Source organism: Duganella paludis (assembly GCF_054461335.1).
Genome location: NZ_CM136922.1, coordinates 3,496,546 through 3,516,815 on the forward strand (window position 1 = coordinate 3,496,546; position 20,270 = coordinate 3,516,815).

Annotated in this window: 16 protein-coding genes; 15 read left to right on the forward strand and 1 reads right to left on the reverse strand. The window is 61.5% G+C overall.

Annotated features, from left to right (window positions below; all coding sequences use genetic code 11):
• The first annotated feature begins 155 nt into the window (after positions 1-155).
• From rpsL to rpsJ, 5 genes are all read left to right on the forward strand, one after another.
• Positions 156-539 (forward strand): 30S ribosomal protein S12, encoded by a 384-nt coding sequence (gene rpsL / locus ACXZ1M_RS15525; protein WP_092281397.1) that lies wholly within the window; start codon positions 156-158, stop codon positions 537-539.
• A gap of 108 nt (positions 540-647) precedes the next feature.
• A complete protein-coding gene (rpsG, locus tag ACXZ1M_RS15530) occupies positions 648-1,118 on the forward strand; it encodes a 30S ribosomal protein S7 (RefSeq protein WP_161005000.1) in 471 nt (156 codons plus the stop codon).
• A 114-nt stretch (positions 1,119-1,232) separates the two neighbouring features.
• A complete protein-coding gene (gene fusA, locus ACXZ1M_RS15535) occupies positions 1,233-3,338 on the forward strand; it encodes an elongation factor G (protein ID WP_459048593.1) in 2,106 nt (701 codons plus the stop codon).
• A gap of 71 nt (positions 3,339-3,409) precedes the next feature.
• Entirely contained in the window at positions 3,410-4,600 is a 1,191-nt protein-coding gene (gene tuf / locus ACXZ1M_RS15540) for an elongation factor Tu (protein WP_459048594.1), read from the forward strand.
• A gap of 126 nt (positions 4,601-4,726) precedes the next feature.
• The gene (rpsJ, locus tag ACXZ1M_RS15545; protein WP_005663509.1) at positions 4,727-5,044 is read left to right on the forward strand and encodes a 30S ribosomal protein S10; all 318 of its coding nucleotides are present in this window, start codon (positions 4,727-4,729) and stop codon (positions 5,042-5,044) included.
• Between the two features lie 69 nt (positions 5,045-5,113).
• Here the strand turns inward: rpsJ and ACXZ1M_RS15550 are convergent, their stop codons facing one another.
• Positions 5,114-6,385, reverse strand: coding sequence for an ROK family transcriptional regulator (locus ACXZ1M_RS15550; protein WP_459048595.1), 1,272 nt, complete (start codon positions 6,383-6,385; stop codon positions 5,114-5,116).
• 357 nt (positions 6,386-6,742) lie between these two features.
• Here ACXZ1M_RS15550 and ACXZ1M_RS15555 point away from each other — a divergent pair, with 357 nt between their 5' ends.
• The 10 genes from ACXZ1M_RS15555 to rplB all read left to right on the forward strand — a co-directional run bounded on the left by ACXZ1M_RS15555 (position 6,743) and on the right by rplB (position 20,263).
• Entirely contained in the window at positions 6,743-9,721 is a 2,979-nt protein-coding gene (locus ACXZ1M_RS15555; protein WP_459048596.1) for a TonB-dependent receptor, read from the forward strand.
• A gap of 65 nt (positions 9,722-9,786) precedes the next feature.
• The gene (locus ACXZ1M_RS15560; protein WP_459048597.1) at positions 9,787-10,800 is read left to right on the forward strand and encodes a cupin-like domain-containing protein; all 1,014 of its coding nucleotides are present in this window, start codon (positions 9,787-9,789) and stop codon (positions 10,798-10,800) included.
• Between the two features lie 337 nt (positions 10,801-11,137).
• The gene (locus ACXZ1M_RS15565) at positions 11,138-13,912 is read left to right on the forward strand and encodes a TonB-dependent receptor plug domain-containing protein (RefSeq protein WP_459048598.1); all 2,775 of its coding nucleotides are present in this window, start codon (positions 11,138-11,140) and stop codon (positions 13,910-13,912) included.
• A gap of 90 nt (positions 13,913-14,002) precedes the next feature.
• Entirely contained in the window at positions 14,003-14,764 is a 762-nt protein-coding gene (gene creB, locus ACXZ1M_RS15570) for a two-component system response regulator CreB (RefSeq protein WP_459048599.1), read from the forward strand.
• Positions 14,761-16,197 (forward strand): two-component system sensor histidine kinase CreC, encoded by a 1,437-nt coding sequence (gene creC / locus ACXZ1M_RS15575; RefSeq protein WP_459048600.1) that lies wholly within the window; start codon positions 14,761-14,763, stop codon positions 16,195-16,197. Before creB ends, creC begins: the two co-directional genes overlap by 4 nt.
• Before the next feature lie 72 nt (positions 16,198-16,269).
• Positions 16,270-17,613 (forward strand): cell envelope integrity protein CreD, encoded by a 1,344-nt coding sequence (gene creD / locus ACXZ1M_RS15580; protein WP_459048601.1) that lies wholly within the window; start codon positions 16,270-16,272, stop codon positions 17,611-17,613.
• A gap of 228 nt (positions 17,614-17,841) precedes the next feature.
• Positions 17,842-18,498 (forward strand): 50S ribosomal protein L3, encoded by a 657-nt coding sequence (gene rplC, locus ACXZ1M_RS15585; protein ID WP_373990133.1) that lies wholly within the window; start codon positions 17,842-17,844, stop codon positions 18,496-18,498.
• A 3-nt stretch (positions 18,499-18,501) separates the two neighbouring features.
• Positions 18,502-19,122, forward strand: a complete 621-nt coding sequence (rplD, locus tag ACXZ1M_RS15590) for a 50S ribosomal protein L4 (RefSeq protein ID WP_072786810.1) — start codon at positions 18,502-18,504, stop codon at positions 19,120-19,122.
• Positions 19,119-19,433 carry a 50S ribosomal protein L23 gene (rplW, locus tag ACXZ1M_RS15595; protein WP_161077548.1) on the forward strand — a complete coding sequence of 105 codons (315 nt, stop codon included), beginning with the start codon at positions 19,119-19,121 and terminating at the stop codon, positions 19,431-19,433. The genes rplD and rplW overlap by 4 nt, the downstream gene beginning before the upstream one ends.
• On the forward strand, positions 19,433-20,263 hold the full coding sequence (gene rplB, locus ACXZ1M_RS15600; protein ID WP_373990134.1) for a 50S ribosomal protein L2: 831 nt from the start codon (positions 19,433-19,435) through the stop codon (positions 20,261-20,263). The genes rplW and rplB overlap by 1 nt, the downstream gene beginning before the upstream one ends.
• The last annotated feature ends 7 nt before the right edge of the window (positions 20,264-20,270 follow it).

The window sequence follows — 20,270 nt, forward strand, 5'->3', positions numbered from 1 at the left end:
TTCTCAATTTATTCTGCACATCGTATACGCCGAAACAGGCCGCTCCAAGCGAGTGGCTGCTTGCGCCTCCGGTGTCGCTGTGAATGAGAGAAGGTTTTTTGTCCCCGGCACTCTGTCCGGGTTGTTAATGTTGTTATTTAGTTGGGTTTAGAACGATGCCAACCATCAATCAACTGATTCGCCAGCCACGCACCAAATTGGTCGTGAAAAGCAAATCGCCGGCGCTGGAAAACAGCCCGCAAAAACGTGGCGTGTGCACCCGTGTGTACACCACCACTCCTAAGAAGCCTAACTCGGCACTGCGTAAAGTTGCCAAAGTGCGTCTGACCAACGGTTTCGAGGTAATCTCGTACATCGGCGGTGAAGGCCACAACCTGCAAGAGCACAGCGTTGTACTGCTGCGCGGCGGTCGTGTAAAAGACTTGCCGGGTGTGCGTTACCACATGGTTCGCGGTGCACTGGATACCCAGGGCGTTAAAGACCGTAAGCAAGCTCGCTCGAAGTACGGCGCGAAGCGTGCTAAACAGGCTAAGAAGTAATTTAATTTAATTTGAGTTGAGCCGGTCGCGAGACCGAGTAAGTGGTTGGCTATGATGGCCGCCGCGAGTGTCCGCAAGGCACTCAACTGAAGATAGGAAGGAATTGACATGCCACGTCGTCGTGAAGTACCCAAGCGCGAGATCCTGCCGGATCCAAAATTCGGCAACACCGATGTCGCCAAGTTCGTGAACGTTCTGATGCTGTCCGGTAAAAAATCGGTCGCAGAAAACATCATCTACGGTGCATTCGAGCACATCACCCAGAAATCGGGCAAAGATCCATTGGAAGTGTTCGCTACCGCGATCAACAACGCCAAGCCGCTGGTTGAAGTGAAATCCCGTCGCGTTGGTGGTGCAAACTACCAGGTGCCGGTTGAAGTCCGCCCAGTGCGTCGTATGGCTCTGTCCATGCGTTGGCTGCGTGAAGCTGCCAACAAGCGCAGCGAAAAATCCATGCCACAGCGTCTGGCCGGCGAACTGCTGGAAGCCGCTGAAGGTCGTGGCGGTGCTATGAAGAAGCGTGACGAAGTTCACCGCATGGCTGAAGCGAACAAGGCGTTCTCGCACTTCCGCTTCTAATCAAATCGGCCGGCGCCTGCGTGCGCTGGCTGTTATCTGTTGTTCGAGGCCGGGCTCATTTTTGTCAGCAAAAATGGCGCTCGGTTTTGTCCATTAAAAGATTTAGGAATAATTATGGCCCGCAAGACCCCCATCGAGCGCTACCGCAATATCGGTATCTCCGCTCACATCGATGCAGGTAAGACCACCACCACCGAACGCGTTCTGTTCTACACGGGCGTGAATCACAAGATCGGTGAAGTTCACGATGGCGCCGCCACCATGGACTGGATGGAACAGGAACAAGAGCGCGGTATTACCATTACCTCGGCAGCGACGACCTGCTTCTGGAAAGGTATGGCTAACAACTTCCCAGAACACCACATCAACATCATCGACACCCCGGGCCACGTTGACTTCACCATTGAAGTTGAACGCTCGATGCGCGTGCTGGATGGCGCTTGCATGGTGTACTGCGCAGTCGGCGGCGTGCAGCCACAGTCGGAAACCGTATGGCGTCAGGCCAACAAGTACAAAGTGCCACGTCTGGCCTTCGTCAACAAGATGGACCGCACCGGCGCGAACTTCTTCAAAGTGTACGAGCAAATGCGCGCACGCCTGAAGGCCAACCCAGTCCTGATCCAGATCCCGATCGGCGCCGAAGACAACTTCAAAGGCGTGATCGATCTGGTCAAGATGAAGGCGATCCTGTGGGACGACGCCTCGCAAGGCATGAAATTCGACTACGTCGATATCCCTGCAGAGCTGGCCGATTCGGCCGCCGAGTGGCGCGAGAAGATGGTTGAAGCCGCTGCTGAAGCGAACGAAGACCTGATGAACAAGTACCTGGAAGAAGGCGACCTGACCGAAGCCGAGATCAAGAAAGCGCTGCGCGATCGCACCATCGCTTCCGAAATCGTTCCTATGCTGTGCGGTACCGCCTTCAAGAACAAGGGCGTACAGGCCATGTTGGACGCCGTCATCGAATACCTGCCATCGCCGATCGACATCGCCGACGTTAAAGGTACCGACGAAGACGAAGCACCGACCACCCGCAAGGCAGCCGACGACGAGAAATTCTCGGCGCTGGCATTCAAGATCATGACCGACCCGTTCGTCGGCCAACTGGCCTTCTTCCGCGTGTACTCGGGCGCCATCAATTCGGGCGACACCGTGTACAACTCGGTCAAAGGTCGTAAAGAGCGTCTGGGCCGTATTCTGCAGATGCACGCCAACCAGCGCGAAGAGATCAAAGAAGTGCGCGCCGGCGACATCGCCGCCGCGGTGGGTCTGAAAGACGTGACCACCGGCGAAACCCTGTGCGATCCATCGTCGATCATCATCCTGGAACGCATGGTGTTCCCAGAGCCGGTGATTCAGCAGGCTGTGGAACCAAAGACCAAGGCCGACCAGGAAAAAATGGGTCTGGCACTGAACCGTCTGGCTCAGGAAGATCCGTCGTTCCGCGTGAAAACCGACGAAGAGTCGGGCCAGACCATCATCGGTGGTATGGGCGAGCTGCACCTGGAAATTATCGTTGACCGCATGAAGCGCGAATTCGGCGTGGAAGCGACCGTGGGCAAACCACAGGTTGCATACCGCGAAACCGTCCGCAAATCGGTCTCCGATGTGGAAGGCAAGTTCGTTAAGCAGTCGGGCGGTCGTGGTCAGTACGGTCACGCAGTGGTGACCCTGGAACCACAGGAACAAGGCAAAGGCTTCGAGTTCATCGACGCGATCAAGGGCGGTGTGATTCCACGCGAATTCATCCCTGCGGTTGAAAAAGGTGTGCGCGAAACCCTGAGCAACGGTGTTCTGGCGGGCTACCCAGTGGTGGACGTTAAAGTCACCCTGACCTTCGGTTCGTACCACGATGTTGACTCGAACGAAAATGCATTCCGCATGGCCGGTTCGATGGCATTCAAGGAAGCGTGCAAACGCGCCAGCCCAGTCATCCTGGAACCAATGATGGCTGTGGAAGTGGAAACCCCGGAAGACTACGCCGGTACCGTGATGGGCGATCTGTCGTCCCGTCGTGGCATGGTGCAGGGCATGGACGAAATCCCAGGCGGCGGCGGCAAGATCATCAAAGCCGAAGTACCGCTGTCGGAAATGTTTGGTTACTCGACCACCCTGCGTTCCGCAACGCAAGGTCGTGCGACCTACACCATGGAGTTCAAGCACTACTCCGAGGCGCCTAAGCACGTTATCGACGCTATCGTTACCGCGAAAGCTAAGTAATTCTGGTATTTTTGCGGCCGGGTAGATCATCCGGCCGCATATTTAAAACATTGTTCTAAGGAAGAATCAAAATGGCAAAAGAAAAGTTCGAGCGGACTAAACCGCACGTCAACGTAGGCACCATCGGTCACGTCGACCACGGCAAAACCACCCTGACCGCTGCAATCGCTACCGTTCTGTCGAAGAAATTCGGCGGCGAAGCTAAAGCTTACGACCAGATCGATGCTGCACCAGAAGAAAAAGCACGCGGTATTACCATCAACACCGCCCACGTTGAGTACGAAACCGCCGGCCGCCACTACGCCCACGTTGACTGCCCAGGCCACGCCGACTACATCAAAAACATGATTACCGGTGCTGCGCAGATGGACGGCGCGATCCTGGTTTGCTCCGCAGCCGACGGCCCAATGCCACAGACCCGCGAGCACATCCTGCTGGCCCGTCAAGTTGGCGTTCCATACATCGTTGTGTTCCTGAACAAGTGCGACCTGGTCGACGACGAAGAGCTGCTGGAACTGGTTGAAATGGAAGTTCGTGAGTTGTTGTCGAAGTACGAATTCCCAGGCGACGACCTGCCTATCATCAAAGGTTCGGCGCGTAAAGCACTGGACGGCGACACCGGTCCTCTGGGCGAGCAAGCCATCATGGCTCTGGCCGACGCACTGGATTCGTACATCCCTACGCCAGAGCGCGCAGTGGACGGCGCCTTCCTGATGCCAGTGGAAGACGTGTTCTCGATCTCGGGTCGCGGTACCGTTGTGACCGGCCGTGTTGAGCGTGGCGTGGTGAAAGTTGGCGAAGAGATCGAGATCGTTGGTATCGTCGACACCGTCAAAACCACCTGCACCGGCGTGGAAATGTTCCGCAAACTGCTGGACCAAGGTCAAGCAGGCGACAACGTTGGTCTGCTGCTGCGCGGCACCAAGCGTGAAGACGTGCAACGTGGTCAAGTTCTGGCGAAGCCAGGCTCGATCAAGCCGCACAACCACTTCACCGGCGAGATCTATGTTCTGTCGAAAGATGAAGGCGGCCGTCACACCCCGTTCTTCAACAACTATCGTCCACAGTTCTACTTCCGTACCACCGACGTGACCGGTTCGATCGAACTGCCAGCGGACAAAGAAATGGTTATGCCAGGCGACAACGTGTCGATCACCGTTAAGCTGATCAACCCGATCGCGATGGAAGAAGGTCTGCGCTTCGCAATCCGCGAAGGCGGCCGTACCGTCGGCGCCGGCGTTGTAGCAAAAATCCTGGCCTAATTTTTAGCTGGGATTGAAACAGGGCCGATATGGTGTGATACCATGTCGGCCTTGTTTTGCAAAACTCGTTCTTTTTAAAATTGCTGGCGCTACAAAGTTGCCAGTTCGCTCTTTTGAGGAATTATCATGTCCGCACCAAACCAGAAAATCCGCATCCGTCTGAAAGCTTTCGATTACAAGCTGATCGACCAGTCCGCACTGGAAATCGTTGACACCGCTAAGCGCACCGGCGCCGTTGTCAAAGGCCCAGTCCCACTGCCAACCCGCATCCAGCGTTTCGACGTTCTGCGTTCGCCACACGTCAACAAGACCTCGCGCGACCAGTTCGAAATCCGCACCCACCAGCGCCTGATGGACATCGTCGACCCAACCGACAAGACCGTTGACGCACTGATGAAGCTGGACCTGCCAGCTGGCGTTGATGTCGAAATCAAACTGCAGTAATCAATTTTAAGTTGGCAGCCTCGGCTGCCTGCTGAAGAGGGGCCGGACGTGCAAACGTCCGGCCCTTTTTTAATTCCAGGCCATCAGGCCGGCGGTGACCGCCGGTGGCAGTTCGGCCAGCTTGGCGTTGCCGCGCCGCGCCGGACCCTGGTCGACGAAGGGGCGCATCAGGTAGTGGCGCGCCATGGCGGCGCCGCCGATGGCGATGACGTTGTGGCCGAAGCGCGGCGTGCGCACGGTCGGCGCCTGCAGCTGCGTGGCGCGCGCGCAGTCGTCGAGCACCTGGCGGCCCGGCCCGATCAGGCGGTCGCCCAGGCGCAAGGCGGCGCCGCCGATGACGATGCACATCGGGTCGAACGCCACCCACAGATTGTTCAGCAGCACGCCGAGGTTGCGGCCGGCCGTCTCCACCGCCTGTGCGGCATGGGCGTCGCCCGCTTCGGCTTCGGAAAACAGCTGTTCCAGCTGTTCGGGCGTGGCCGGATGCTGCCGGCCGTAGACCTCGTCGAGCAGGGCCTGCAGGCCGATCAGGGCGTCGGCGCAGCCGCGCCGGCCGCAGGAGCAGACCGGTCCGCCCTGTTGCAGGATGGTGTGCCCGACTTCGCCGGCAAAGCCGTACAGGCCGGTCAGCAGGCGGCCGTTGACGATGATGCCGGCGCCGACGCCGTAGTTGAGACTGAGGTAGATCAGCGGATCGGCGCCGTGCTCGCCGGAAAACTCCAGCTCGGCCAGCGCCGCCACGTTCGCCTCGTTCTGGATGAACAGCGGCAGCTCGGCCAGCGGCGTGCCGTCGAAGTGCGCGCGCAGCTGGCTGGCGACGTCGACGTTGCGCCAGCCCAGGTGGGGCGCGTGGTGCAGCACGCCGGTGGCGTCGTCCACCACGCCGTGCAGGCCGACGCCGACGCCGCGCACCGTGCGCCCGGCCAGCGCCGGACAGTCGGCCAGCTCGACCAGGCCTTGCGCCATCAGGGCGATGCAGCCGGCCGTGTCGGCCGGGTCGAGATAGGGCAGTTCCTGCTCGGCCAGCACCTCACCCAGCAGGTTGGTGGCGACGATGCGCGCCATGCCGATGCCGAGGTCGGCCCCGAGCAGCGCCAGGCGCTCGCCGTCGAGCTGCAGCGGCGTGGCGCGGCGGCCCAGCGCGCCGGTGACTCGGATGTCGTTTTCCGCCAGCCAGCCCTCGTCCAGCAGCTCGCGTACCAGCAGGCTGACGGTGGATTTGGTCAGGCCGACGGCCTCGGCCAGCGCTGCGCGCGACAGGCCCGGTTCGCTACAGAGCTGGCGTACCAGTGCCATGCGGTTGATTTGCTTGAGTAATTGCTGGTCGCCAGCGACGATCATGGTCCGGAATTCCAAAATGGGGCGTGCAAAGATCATACACGAAGCTTGTCACATCGACTATCAATGACTTAGCGGCGTGGTTTGGGCCGTAGTGGTGCGTCATTACAACAGCTATGCGCGGAATCGGTGCGTAGTTTGTTCGACCGATTGACGAATGGATACGTTTCTCATATCCTCAACTTGTCGATTCAGTCATAGCACCGGATCGAACATGCATCCCAGACGGGCATCACACCGTCACCGTATTATGCGGCACCAGTACCAGAACTACCCAGCAGTCAGTTTGTGTAGGAATCACGTCCGGCAAATCGCTCGCCGGAATAAATCATAAAATAAGGAGATTAAGTGCGTACCTCTATGAAAACGTTTTCAAAGGCGCCACGACAGCGCCGTCTGATCAGTCTGGCAGTGGCCGGCGCCTGCGCGGCATTCGGTGCAGCCCACGCCCAGGACACCGCCAGTGCAACCGATAGCACCACCAGCGCTCCAACCGTGGTCGTTACCGGTATCCGCGCCAGTATGCAGTCCACGCTGAACATGAAGCGCAATGCCGACGGCATCGTCGACGGTATCGTAGCCGACGATATCGGTAAGTTCCCGGACACCAACCTGGCCGAGTCCCTGCAGCGTATTTCCGGCGTGTCGATCGACCGCAGCAACGGCGAAGGCCAAAAAGTCACCGTGCGCGGCCTGGGCCCGGACTTCAACCTGGTGTTGCTGAACGGCCGCCAGATGCCGACCACCGACCTGAGCGACCTGTCCGGCCGTTCGTTCGACTTCTCCAACCTGGCGTCGGAAGCGATCTCGCAGCTGCAGGTCTACAAGACCGGCCGTGCCGACAGCCCGACCGGCGGCATCGGCGCCACCATCAACGTGATGACCGCGCGTCCACTGGACAATCCAGGCATGCGCGCCAGCGTCGGCGTCAAGGCGCTGAAAGACACCTCGAACGACCACCTGCCAGGCATGCTCAAGGGCGACAGCGTCACCCCTGAAATCTCTGGCATCTACAGCAACACCAGCGCCGACGGCCGCTTCGGTGTCGCCGTCAGCGGCAGCCACCAGAAACGCGATTCCGGCTTCAACCGCGCGGGCCTGGCCAACGGCTACCAGGGTCCGTACCTGGGTTCGCAAGTCAAGGCCGGCGAAACGCTGCCGCAGCCTGGCGAAGCTGGTTCGCAAAACATCACCAACCGTCCTGGTCCGACCGATCTGTACTCGATTCCACAGAACTTCGGCTACAGCGTCAACGCCATCGAGCGTGAGCGTACCAACGGCCAACTGGTGCTGCAATTCCGTCCAGTCAAGGAACTGACCACCACCCTGGACCTGACCTACTCGGAACAGAAGATCCACACCCGCCGCAATGAGCTGAGCGTATGGTTCGGCCAGACCCCGACCTCGACCAGCACCTGGCCGGGCGGTCACGTGCAGTCGCCGCTGACCTATCAGGAAGTCTACCAAACGCCGCAGGACATCTCGGTGGTGGGCGGCGATTACGCCACCAAGACCAAGAACGAGTCGATCGGCTTCAACACCGTGTGGAAAGCCTCGGCCGACCTGCGCCTGGAGCTCGACCTGCACCACTCGACCGCCGAGTCCGGCGCCGACAGCCCGTTCGGCAGCGAAAACAACCTGTCCAACGCCAGCTTCAGCCGCGGCACCACCAAGATCGACTTCACCAAGGAACTGCCGGTGCTGAGCATGCCGGCCGCCAACCTGGCCGCGCAGCCGATCCAGGCCGCCGGTTCGTGGTTCCACAACAGCTGGCAGAAAGCCACCATCAACCAGGCCCAGGCCAAAGGTAGCCTGAAGCTGCTGGAAGCGTCCGACCTGAACTTCGGCGTCAGCTACACCGACTCGACCAGCCGTTCGACCTACTCCAACGTGCAGAACAACACTTGGGGCGGCGCCACCAAAGCGTCGGACTATCCTGCGAACATCTTCCAGGCGAATCCGCTGGGTTCGTACTTCCAGGAACTGGGCGGCCACAACGCGCCTGAACTGTTCGGTTCGCTGTACACCTTCGACTTCGCCACCCTGCGCGCCGTGACCGCCAAGGCCGTCGGCAACGAAGCGGCCTACCTGCCGAACTTCGCCAGCGCCGACACCGACCGCGAGCTGAAAGAAAAATCGACCTCCGGCTACGTTTCCTTCGGTACCGACTGGGACACCGCGATTCCGTTCCACTCGTCCGTGGGCGTGCGCTTCGAACGCACCAAGGTCACCTCGGTGGCCCAGGTACTGCCGGGCACCGCCGTGGTGTGGGGTTCGCAGAATGAATTGCCGATCACCTTCGCCGGCAGTTCGTACAGCACCAAGGATGCCTCCTACAACAACGTGTTGCCTAGCCTGAACCTCGACTTCGACGTCCGCCCGGACATGAAGGTGCGCGCCAGCGCCGGCGAGACCATCGGCCGTCCGCGTTACGACCAGCTGCAGGGCGGCCTGTCGCTCGGCACCATCGTCAACTACTTCACCGGCGGCACCGCTTCGGTCGGCAATCCTGCGCTGAAACCGGTCAAGTCGAAGAATCTGGACTTGTCGTGGGAATGGTATTACGACCAGCAAAGCGTGTTCTCGCTGGCCGCTTTCCACAAGAAGATGGACAACTACGCGGGCCAGACGCTGGTGACGCAGAACCTGTACAACCTGCACACGCCGAAGGGCGGCGCCTACTACAACAAGGCGCTGGCGTCCGGTTGCACGGTGGCTGACACCAACTGCATCCGCAACTACATCCTGGGCAACTTCGACGGCCAGCCTGGCGTCGTGAAGACCGGCGTCAAGGCCGACGGCAATCTGAACGGTAACATCACCGGCCTGCCGACCGATCCGCTGGTCGACTTCGTCACCACCACCTACGCCAACCAGAAGGCTGCCACCGTCAAGGGCGCCGAGATCAACGTGCAGCACATGTTTGGCCGCAGCGGTTTCGGCGTCCAGGCCAACTACACCTACGTGAGCTCGCCGACCAAGTACGACAACGGCAACACCAACGACCAGTTCGCCATTCTGGGCCTGAGCAATTCGGCCAACTTGGTGGGTATCTATGAAGATGCCAAGTGGTCGGTGCGCGTGGCCTACAACTGGCGCGACAGCTTCCTGGCCTCGACGGTGGATGGCGGCGGCCGTGCGGCGCCGGTGTACACCGACAAGTATGGTCAGACCGACGTCAGCATTGGTTACAATTACACGCCTAACCTGAGCTTCCAGGTCGAGGCGATCAATTTGACCAATTCGACCCAGCGCCAGTTCGGTCGTACCGAGCGCTCGACCCTGAACGTGACGCAAGCCGGTCCGCGTTACATGGTCGGTGCACGCTACAAGTTCTAATGTAATGTAAGGTGCAGTACCGCAGGCCGTCGCCGAGGCGACGGCCTGTTTTCTTGAGAGAATTCATGTCGCCGAACGTAGCAGCCATAGCAGAGATCACGTGCGAGAGCGGCCAGACGCTGCCCGACGAGATCCTGGCCTCGCCGGTGCCGCTGGTGTTGCGCGGCCTGGTGGCGCACTGGCCCCTGGTGCACGCCGCGCGCCGTTCGCCGCGCGACGCCGACGCCTATCTGCGCCGCTTCCACCGCGACGCCACCGTGCTGGCCAGCCACAGCCCGCCCGGCACGGACGGCCGCATTTTTTACAACGATGACCTGAGCGGTTTCAATTTCAGTTCGCAGATGGTGCGCTTCGACCAGGTGCTCGATGCCCTGGCCGCGCACCTCGACGATCCGAAGCCGCCGACCCTGTATGTGGGTTCGACCACGGTCGACACCTGCCTGCCCGGCATGCGCGCCGAGAACGATCTCGACTTCGGCGAGCGCGACCCGCTGGCCAGCATCTGGATCGGCAACCGCACCCGCATCCCGGCCCATTACGATGTGCCGGACAACCTGGCCTGCGTGGCGGCCGGGCGGCGGCGCTTTACCCTGTTCCCGCCGGAACAGCTGAAGAATTTGTATGTCGGCCCGCTCGATTTCACGCCGGCCGGCCAGTCGGTCAGCATGGTCGACCTGGCGCAGCCGGACCTGGCGCGCTTCCCGTTGTTCGCCGAGGCGCTGGCGCATGCGCAGTCGGCCACGCTGGAAGCGGGCGACGCGCTGTTCATTCCCAGCATGTGGTGGCACCACGTGGAGGGGCTGGAGGCGTTCAATATTTTGATCAATTACTGGTGGCGGCAGTCGCCGGCCTGGATGGATACGCCGTTCAACGCGCTGTTGCTGGGCCTGATGACCATGCGCGACCTGCCGCCGGCCCAGCGCGCGGCGTGGCAGGAGTTGTTCCGCCACTACGTGTTCGAGGCCGACGGCGGCGCGGCGCAACACATCGCGCCGGGCGCGCGCGGCGTGCTGGCGCCGCTGGACGAGGCCGGCGCGCGCATGCTGCGGGCCCAGTTGCTGAACCGGCTGAACCGCTAGCCGCCGCCGCAAGGTTTTTACAGTCTCTGCAGTACTGAGAGGGGGAGGGGCGGGTCGTGCCGCCCCGACACTTGCACAGGCCGCGCCGTTCCGGCGGCCTGTTTTTTTTCGCCATAAAACAACAGAAATGCGAAATAAAGTTGTAATTGCAATAAAGAACGTGACTTTTTCCTTTGTGTGACTATCCATGTTGTGCGAAATTCCAGCCTCGGCGTTAAAAGTGAGGGTTCCACGTAGATGGCCCCGCTAAGAAGCGAGTTACAGGAATAGCAATCAGGGAGTAGTTTTGAAACAAGAGCAGTTCTTTAAAAAGAGCGCGCTGTCGTTGGCGCTCGCCATGGCATTCGCCCACCAAGCCTCCGCACAGCAAGCGGTAGAAGAAAAAATCCAACGCGTTGAAATCACCGGTTCCAGCATCAAGCGCACCGCCGCTGAAGCCGCCGGTTCGATCCAGGTCCTGGGCCGCGAAGATATCGAGCGCACCGGTGAAACCACCGCGCTGGGCATCCTCAGCTCGTCGGCCGCCATGGGCACCGACATCAGCTCGTCCAACAGCAGCTCGGGCAGCTTCGCCACCGGTTCCTCGGCCGCCTCGATGCGCGGCCTGAGCAAGGTCGCCACCCTGGTGCTGGTCAACGGCCGCCGCATTGCGCAGTACGGCCTGTCCGACGGCGCCCAGCAAAGCTTCACCAACCTGGACGCGATCCCGGCCGCCGCCATCGACCGCATCGAGATCCTGAAAGACGGCGCCTCGGCCATCTACGGTTCCGACGCGATTGCCGGCGTGATCAACATCATCCTGCTGAAGGACTTCCAGGGCGCCAAGCTGAGCACCAACTACCGCGAAGCGGACGGCTTCCGCGACCTGCGCAACCGCAGCGTCTCCGGCATCGTCGGCTACGGCGACATCGACGACAACGGCTTCAACACCTACCTGACCTATGAAGCCTACAAGAGCGACGGCTACACCACCGACGACCTGCGCAGCCACGTGCCGGACTGGCACCGCCTGACCCCGGGCCGTTCGAGCTGGGATGCCCGCAGCGCGTTCTCGCCGACCGGCAACTACTTCCTGAGCGCCACCAATCTCGTCGCCGCACCGGGCTGCCCGGACGGTGCGATCGATCCGGCCGACAAGCAATGCAAGGCCGATCTGCTGCCGTACGCCGGCCAGACCACCGACGCCAAGCGTTACGCCATGGCCAGCAATACCCACTTCCGCATCGGCAAGGCGATCGACGCCAACTTCGAGCTGACCTACGCCAGCGCCGCCAACGATTACCTGGTGGCCCCGCTGCGCACCAGCAACGGCAGCACCACCGCCGCCACCAGCATCTGGTACAACGTCTACGCCGGCAAGATGGTCGGCCCGTTCAGCTATCCTAAGCTGCCGGTCGGCCACCCGAACAATCCGTACTCGGTGCCGGTGGAATACCGCGCCAGCCTGATGGACACCGGCAACGGCTTCAACTTCAACCGTACCGAATCCGACCAGTACCGCGCCATGCTGAACCTGACCGGTGAAATCGCCGGCTTCGACTGGAAATCGGCCTTCGGCCACATGGAGTCGACCGCTTCCAAGGCCACCCGCGCCGTCAGCGCCACCGGCTACACCAACGCCATTGTCACCGGCGCCTACAAGTTCGGCCAGCAGAACGATCCGGCGCTGCTGGAAAAAATGTTCCCGGTCCGCACCACCGATGGCAAATCGAAGGTCACCTTCTTCGACGTCACCGTGTCGGGCGAACTGATGCAACTGCCGGCCGGTCCGCTGTCGATCGCCGTCGGCACCGACATCCGCCGCGAAGCGTATGAAATGAAGAGCTCGGACAACGTGCTGAACGGCGAGCTGGTCGGCATCTTCGGCCTGCAGGTGAAAGACTCGGTCGATCACTACGCCGTGTTCACCGAAGCCACCATTCCGGTGGTGAAGAAGGTGGAACTGAGCGCCGCGCTGCGCGCCGACAAATCGACCGGCAGCGAAGCCCACATGTCGCCGAAGCTCGGTCTGCGCTACACCGTGACCGACAGCCTGCTGCTGCGCGCCACCGCCGCCGGCGGTTTCCGCGCACCGAACATCGTCGAGTCCGGCAACGGCCTGGGCCGCAGCTCGGTCGCCACCTCGGTGGAAGATCCACGCCGCTGCCCGATCGCCAACCAGCTGAACAACGTGGTGCAGAACTCGCCGACCGCTACCGCAGGCGACAAGGTGCTGGCCAACAACTACCGCCTCAGCGATTGCGTCGGTTCGCTGCCTAGCTTCGTCGCGTCCAACCCGGACCTGAAGCCGGAAACCTCGCGTTCGCTGACCGCCGGCTTCGTGATCGAGCCAGTCAAGAACTGGACCGCCGCGATCGACTACTTCTTCATCGAGCGCCGCAACGAAATCGGCACCCGCGCCACCACCGACATCCTCAAGGGCGAAGCCAGCTTGCCGGCCGGTCAGCTGGTGCGCGTGGACAACGCCGCAACCGACGCCGAGTTCATCGCATTGGCCAACAAGTACGCGCCTGGCACCACCACCAACTTCGGCGGCGTGGGCAAACTGGGCCTGGCGTACAACCCGTACGTCAACAGCGGCCGCACCCGCGTGTCGGGCTTCGACTTCGACGCATCGGGCCGCTTCAACACCGAGCTGGGCCAAGTGCGCTTGAAACTGGAAGGCGCTTACCTGTGGAAATACCAGACCTACTCGGTCGCGGACGGCGCCTACGGCCCGAACACCGCAGGTATGTACGCTGCCGGTAACAACACCTTCTCCAGTGGCTACCTGGGCCAGTCGCGCCTGAACGCCAAGTTCCGCATGTCGCTCAAGAACGGCGCGTGGGACCACGGTGCGACGGTCAACTACCGCAGCGGCTACAGCAACAACGACGAAGGTTCGCCGAACTACTGCGTGACGCAGAAAGTGGCCGCCGCCTACATGGACACTTGCGGTCGCACCGGCAGCAACACCACCGTCGACTACAACCTGACCTTCAGCGGCATCAACCACATCAAGCTGAACCTGTACATCAACAACATCTTCGAGCAGGATGCACCGGTGCAGTGGCGTGATGGCTACCAGCCGCAGTTCCGCACGATCGGCCTGGGCGCAAGCTACAAGTTCTGATCTGTTTGACTAGCTGAGCCTTGGGGCCGGCCCGCCGCAGCAATGCGGTCGGCCGGCCCTGTTTGCATTTGGACACGCTACAATGGCCCGATGCAGAATCCTCCCAAGACCATCCTCATTGTTGAAGACGAGCAGGCGATTGCCGACAGCATCGCCTATGCCTTGCGCACCGACGGCTTCACGCCGCTGCATGTGACCTTGGGCGAGCAGGCGCTGGTGGCCATGCGCGCCGTGCCGGCGCCGTTGCTGGTGGTGCTGGACGTCGGCCTGCCGGACATGAGCGGGTTGGAAGTGTGTCGCCGGCTGCGCCAGTTTTCCGATGCGCCCATCATGTTCCTGACCGCGCGCAGCGACGAGATCGACCGCATCGTCGGGCTGGAGATCGGCGCCGACGATTACGTGACCAAACCGTTCTCGCCGCGCGAACTGGTGGCGCGCATCCGCGTGATCCTGCGTCGCATGACGCCGGCCGCCACGGCCGCAGCAACTGCCCTACCGCATACCGCCGCAACAGGCGCAACAGCCGCAATCGCCGGTGCGCCTGCCGCCTCCGCCACCGGCGCCGCTTCCGCCTTCGAGCACCGCGCGCTGGAAGCCCGCATCCTGTTCCGCGGCCAGCCGCTCGACCTCACGCGCTACGAATACCTGTTGCTGAAGACGCTCCTGGAACATCCGGCCCACGTGCTCTCTCGCGCCCAGTTGATGGACCGCGTCTGGACCGACGCCCCGGACACGCTGGAGCGCACCGTCGACGCCCACATCAAGTCGCTGCGCGCCAAGCTGCGCCTGATCGACGCCGATGCCGATCCCATCCTCACCCATCGCGGCATGGGTTACAGCCTGTCCGCATGAAGATCGGCCTGCGCATCCTGCTCGGCTACTTCCTGGTGGTCGGCCTGGCCGCATGGTTCCTGCTGAACGTCTTCATGGCGGAGGTTAAGCCCGGCGTGCGCGCCACCCAGGAGGACACGCTGGTCGGCACTGCGCACATGCTGGCGGCGGCGGTGGCCGGCGACATGCAGGCCGGCACCTTGCTGTCGTCGGGCGTGCTGGAGCGTGTGCAGGCGGCCTTGCGCGGCCCGATCCGCGCCAACGTCAGCGGCATCGACCGCGAACGGCTCGACTACCGCTTCTATATCACCGACGCCAACGGCGTCGTGCTGTTCGACAGCGACGGCCGCGACGCCGGCAAGGACTACTCACGCTGGAACGACGTCTACCTGACCCTGCGCGGCAAGTACGGCGCGCGCAGCACCCGCTCCAATCCGGACGACGAGGCCAGCACCGTCATGCACGTGGCGGCGCCTATCCTGGCCAACGGCAAGCTGATCGGCGTGCTGACCGTGGCCAAGCCCAACGCCAGCGTGCAGGCCTTCGTCGAGCGCAGCCAGCAAAGCATCCTGCGCGCCGGTGTGCTGCTGCTGGTGCTATCACTGCTGATCGGGCTGGGCTTCGCCTGGTGGCTGGCGCGCTCGCTGCGCCAACTGATGCACTACGTGTCGGAAGTGGAGGCCGGCCGTAAGGCGGTGCCGCCGTCGCTCGGCAACAACGAGATCGGCACGCTGGCGCGCGCGCTGCACGCCATGCGCACGCGGCTCGAAGGCAAGGAATACGCCGAGCAGCTGATGCACACATTGGCGCATGAACTGAAAAGCCCGATCGCCGCCATCCAGGGTTCGGCCGAGCTGCTGTCCGAGGATATGCCGCCGCAGGAGTTCCGTCACTTCCTCGGTAACATCCTGAGCCAGAACGCGCGTCAGAAGCAGCTGATCGACAAGCTGCTGGCGCTGGTGCGCGTCGAGCAGCAGCAGGGCCTGGAGGCGGCCGAGACGGTGACGCTGGGCGCGCTGCTCAAGCTGGTGGTGGCCGACGCCGCCGGCCCGCTCGGAGCGCGCTCCCTATCGGTGCGGATCGATGTGCCGGAGGCGCCGGTGCAGGTGCGCGGCGACGCGCTGTTACTGCGCCAGGCGCTCGGCAACCTGCTCGACAACGCCATCGGCTTCGCGCCGCTGGGTAGCGAGTTGCTGCTGGCGCTGCAGGTCGCTGACGGCTGCGCGGTGGTGAGCCTGACCGATCGCGGCCCAGGTATTCCCGTCTATGCACAGGAGCGCCTGTTCGAGCGCTTCTATTCACTGCCGCGTCCCGGCGGCAGCAAGAGCACCGGCCTGGGCTTGCCGTTCGTGCGCGAAGTGGCCGCGCTGCATGGCGGCACGGTCAGCGTCGGCAATGCGGAGCAGGGAGGCTGCCGCGCCGAACTGCGCCTGCCATTGCCATTGATTCTTTGACTTCACACAGAACGCATCAAGAACACACATTGCTTTTCTAGACTGGTTGCACTTTCAACCAGAGGAATCGCCATGCAAAAGAAGCTGCTCTATAAATGCCTGATCATCGTCGCGCTGATGCTGCTGATCGGGGTGCCGTTGATCATGATCGACGGCACCATCAACGAGCGCATGCGCTTTCACCAGCAGGCCGTGGAAAGCATCGCCGCCGACTCCGTGCGCGAGCAAACCGTGATCGGCCCGGTGCTGGTGCTGCCCTACACCGAGGAAATCCGTGACGGCGACAAGCTGCGCACCGTCGCGCATCGCAAGCTGGTGTTCCCGAATGAGCTGCGGATCGCCGGCCGCATCAATGCCGAGCGGCGCTATCGCGGCATCCACCAGGTGCTGATGTTCAAGGGTGGCCACAGTGTCGCCGGCGACTTCAGCCTGCCGTCGGCGGCCGAGCTGGCGCGCGAGAGCGGCGCTTCGCAGCTGGTGATGGGCAAGCCTTATATCTCGCTGGCGGTGACGGACGTGCGCGGTATCCGCGACATTCCGAACATGCTGGTGGCGGGGCAGAGCCATCGCTTCGAGCATGGCGCCCGTCTGCCGGGCTACGCCAATGGCATGCACGTGCCGCTGGAACTGCCCGAGCTGAAGGCGGCCGGCGGCTCGATCCCGTTCGGCTTCACCCTGTACCTGTCGGGCACGGAGCGGCAGAATTTTGTGCCGGTCGGTGCCAATAACGTGGTCACGATTGAATCGAACTGGCCGCATCCGCAGTTTGCCGGTTCCTTCCTGCCGGAGTCGCGCAGCATCGACGACAGCGGCTTCAAGGCCACTTGGCGCATCTCGGCCATGGCCAGCGGCGCCCAGCAGCAGTTGCAGGCCATGGACGGCGCGTCACCGGCGCAGGCGGCCGAAGCGCGGGTCAAGCTCGACAGTTTTGGCATGGGCTTCATCGAACCGGTCAACGTCTATGCCCAGGCCGACCGTGCCACCAAATATGGCTTGCTGTTCGTGGCGTTGACCTTTGCCGCCTTCTTCGTGTTCGAAATCCTCAAGGCGCTGCCGATCCACCCGATCCAGTACTTATTAGTAGGGCTGGCGCTGATCATGTTCTTTCTACTGCTGGTCAGCCTGTCCGAGCATCTCGACTTTCTGGTGTCGTACCTGATCGCCAGCGCGGCTTGTATCGCCCTGATCACCTTCTACCTGAGCGCGGTGCTGCGCAGCCGCGCCCGCGCCGCCGGCTTCGGCGCCGGGCTGGTGCTGCTGTACTCGGCCCTGTATGGCCTGCTCAGCTCGGAGAACAACGCCCTGGTGCTCGGCACGCTACTGCTGTTCACCGCCCTTGGCGCCGTCATGATCGCCACCCGCAAGGTCGACTGGTACGGCGTCGGCAAGATGGACGAATCGCTACCGTTTGCATAGGCCCGAGCTCCGCGCCAGCCCGCATGGGGGCTGGTTTTGGCGGGGATCGGCGGAAGCTGTCGTTTGGCGCGCGAAAAAGCTGACATACCTCGTACTAAGTTGTTGCGTCAACCCCCAAATCACGATACACTAGCCGGCTTCGGTATGGATTCGACTTTTTATTGGTCCGTACTAATTTTAGTAGTTCAACATATCCCCGCCCAATCGTAGGTGGGAATTGGAGAAAAAATGAGCCTTGGCCTCCTCGGTCGCAAGGTTGGTATGATGCGCATCTTCACCGATGACGGGGATTCGATCCCAGTCACCGTTGTCGACGTATCGAACAACCGTGTTGCGCAAATCAAAACCCCTGAAACTGATGGTTACACTGCAGTTCAGGTCGCATTCGGTCAACGTCGCGCCTCCCGCGTGACCAAAGCCGTTGCTGGTCACCACGCTAAAGCAGGTGTTGAAGCCGGTACTCTGTTGAAAGAGTTTATCGTCGACGCCGCTAAAGCTGCCGAACTGAAAGCTGGCGACGTTGTTGCCGTTTCCCTGTTCGAAGTCGGTCAGAAGATCGACGTTCAAGGTGTTTCGATCGGTAAAGGCTACGCCGGTACCATCAAGCGTCACAACTTCGCTTCGGGTCGTGCAACCCACGGTAACTCGCGTTCGCACAACGTCCCAGGTTCGATCGGTATGGCGCAAGATCCAGGCCGCGTGTTCCCTGGTAAACGCATGACCGGTCACATGGGTGATGTCACCACGACCGTGCAGAACCTCGAAATCGCCCGTATCGACGCCGACCGTCAGCTGCTGCTGGTCAAAGGTGCGATCCCTGGCGCCAAAAACGGCCAGGTAGTGGTTTCGCCTGCTGTCAAAGTTAAAGCAAAGAAGGGAGCTTAAACGATGGAACTCAAGCTCTTGAACGCTCAAGGTCAAGCCGCCTCTAACGTAGCAGCCGCCGATACCGTCTTCGGTCGCGACTACAACGAAGCCCTGATCCACCAGATCGTCGTTGCTTACCAAGCCAATGCTCGCAGCGGCAACCGTAAACAAAAAGACCGCGAAGAAGTCCACCACACGACCAAGAAGCCATGGCGCCAAAAAGGCACCGGCCGCGCTCGTGCTGGTATGTCGTCGTCGCCACTGTGGCGCGGCGGTGGTCGCATCTTCCCGAACTCGCCTGACGAGAACTTCACCCACAAAGTGAACAAGAAGATGTACCGCGCTGGTCTGTGCTCGATTCTGTCGCAGCTGGCCCGTGAAGACCGTCTGGTCGTGATCGAAGATCTGTCGATCGAAGCTCCAAAAACCAAGCTGCTGTCGCAAAAGCTGACCGGCCTGGGTTTTGACTCGGTTCTGATCATCACCGACACCGCCAACGAAAACCTGGAACTGGCTTCCCGCAACCTGCCGAACGTGCTGGTTGTCGAGCCACGTCACGCCGATCCGATGTCGCTGGTCTTCTACAAAAAGATCCTGGTGACCAAGGCCGCGCTGGCGAAGATTGAGGAGATGCTGGCATGAGCGCATTGAAATTTAGCGAAGAGCGCCTGCTGAAGGTGCTGGTAGCTCCAGTGATTTCCGAGAAGGCCACCATGGTCGCGGAAAAGAACGAGCAGATCGTGTTCCGTGTCACCACCGACGCGACCAAGCCAGAAATCAAGGCTGCCGTTGAACTGCTGTTCAAAGTGCAAGTGGAATCGGTGCAAACCGTGAACCGCGAAGGTAAGCAGAAGCGTTCCGGCGCCCACATCGGCCGTCGCAACCACACCAAGCGTGCTTTCGTGTGCCTGAAGCCAGGCCAGGAAATCAATTTCACCGAGGAGGCTAAATAATGGCACTCGTTAAGATGAAGCCAACCTCCCCAGGCCGTCGCGGCATGGTGAAAGTTGTGAACAAGGACCTGTTCAAAGGTCGTCCGTTCGCAGCCCTGGTTGAGAAAAAATCGAAGACTGCTGGCCGTAACAACAACGGTCACATCACCACCCGCCACATCGGCGGCGGTCACAAGCAGCACTATCGCCTGATCGACTTCAAGCGCAACAGCAAGGATGGCATCCCGGCGAAAGTGGAACGTATCGAATACGATCCAAACCGCACGGCGCACATCGCGCTGCTGTGCTACGCCGACGGCGCGCGCACCTACATCATCGCCACCAAGGGCATGGCTGTGGGCGACGCCGTGATGACCGGTTCGGAAGCGCCGATCAAGTCGGGCAACTGCCTGCCGATCCGCAACATTCCAGTCGGTACCGTCATGAACTGCGTTGAAATGCTGCCAGGTAAGGGTGCCCAGATGGCCCGTACCGCCGGCGCCGGCGTGGTCCTGATGGCGCGTGACGGCACCTACGCTCAAGTGCGTCTGCGCTCGGGTGAAGTGCGTCGCGTGCACATCGAGTGCCGTGCAACCGTGGGTGAAGTCGGCAATGCCGAACACAGCCTGCGCAAGATCGGTAAAGCTGGCGCGATGCGCTGGCGCGGTGTTCGTCCTACCGTTCGCGGTGTGGTCATGAACCCGGTCGATCACCCGCACGGTGGTGGTGAAGGTAAAACGGCAGCTGGTCGTCATCCTGTGTCGCCATGGGGCCAACAGACCAAGGGCAAGAAGACTCGCAGCAACAAGCGTACTTCTTCGATGATCGTCTCGCGCCGCGGCAAGAAATAAGGATAAA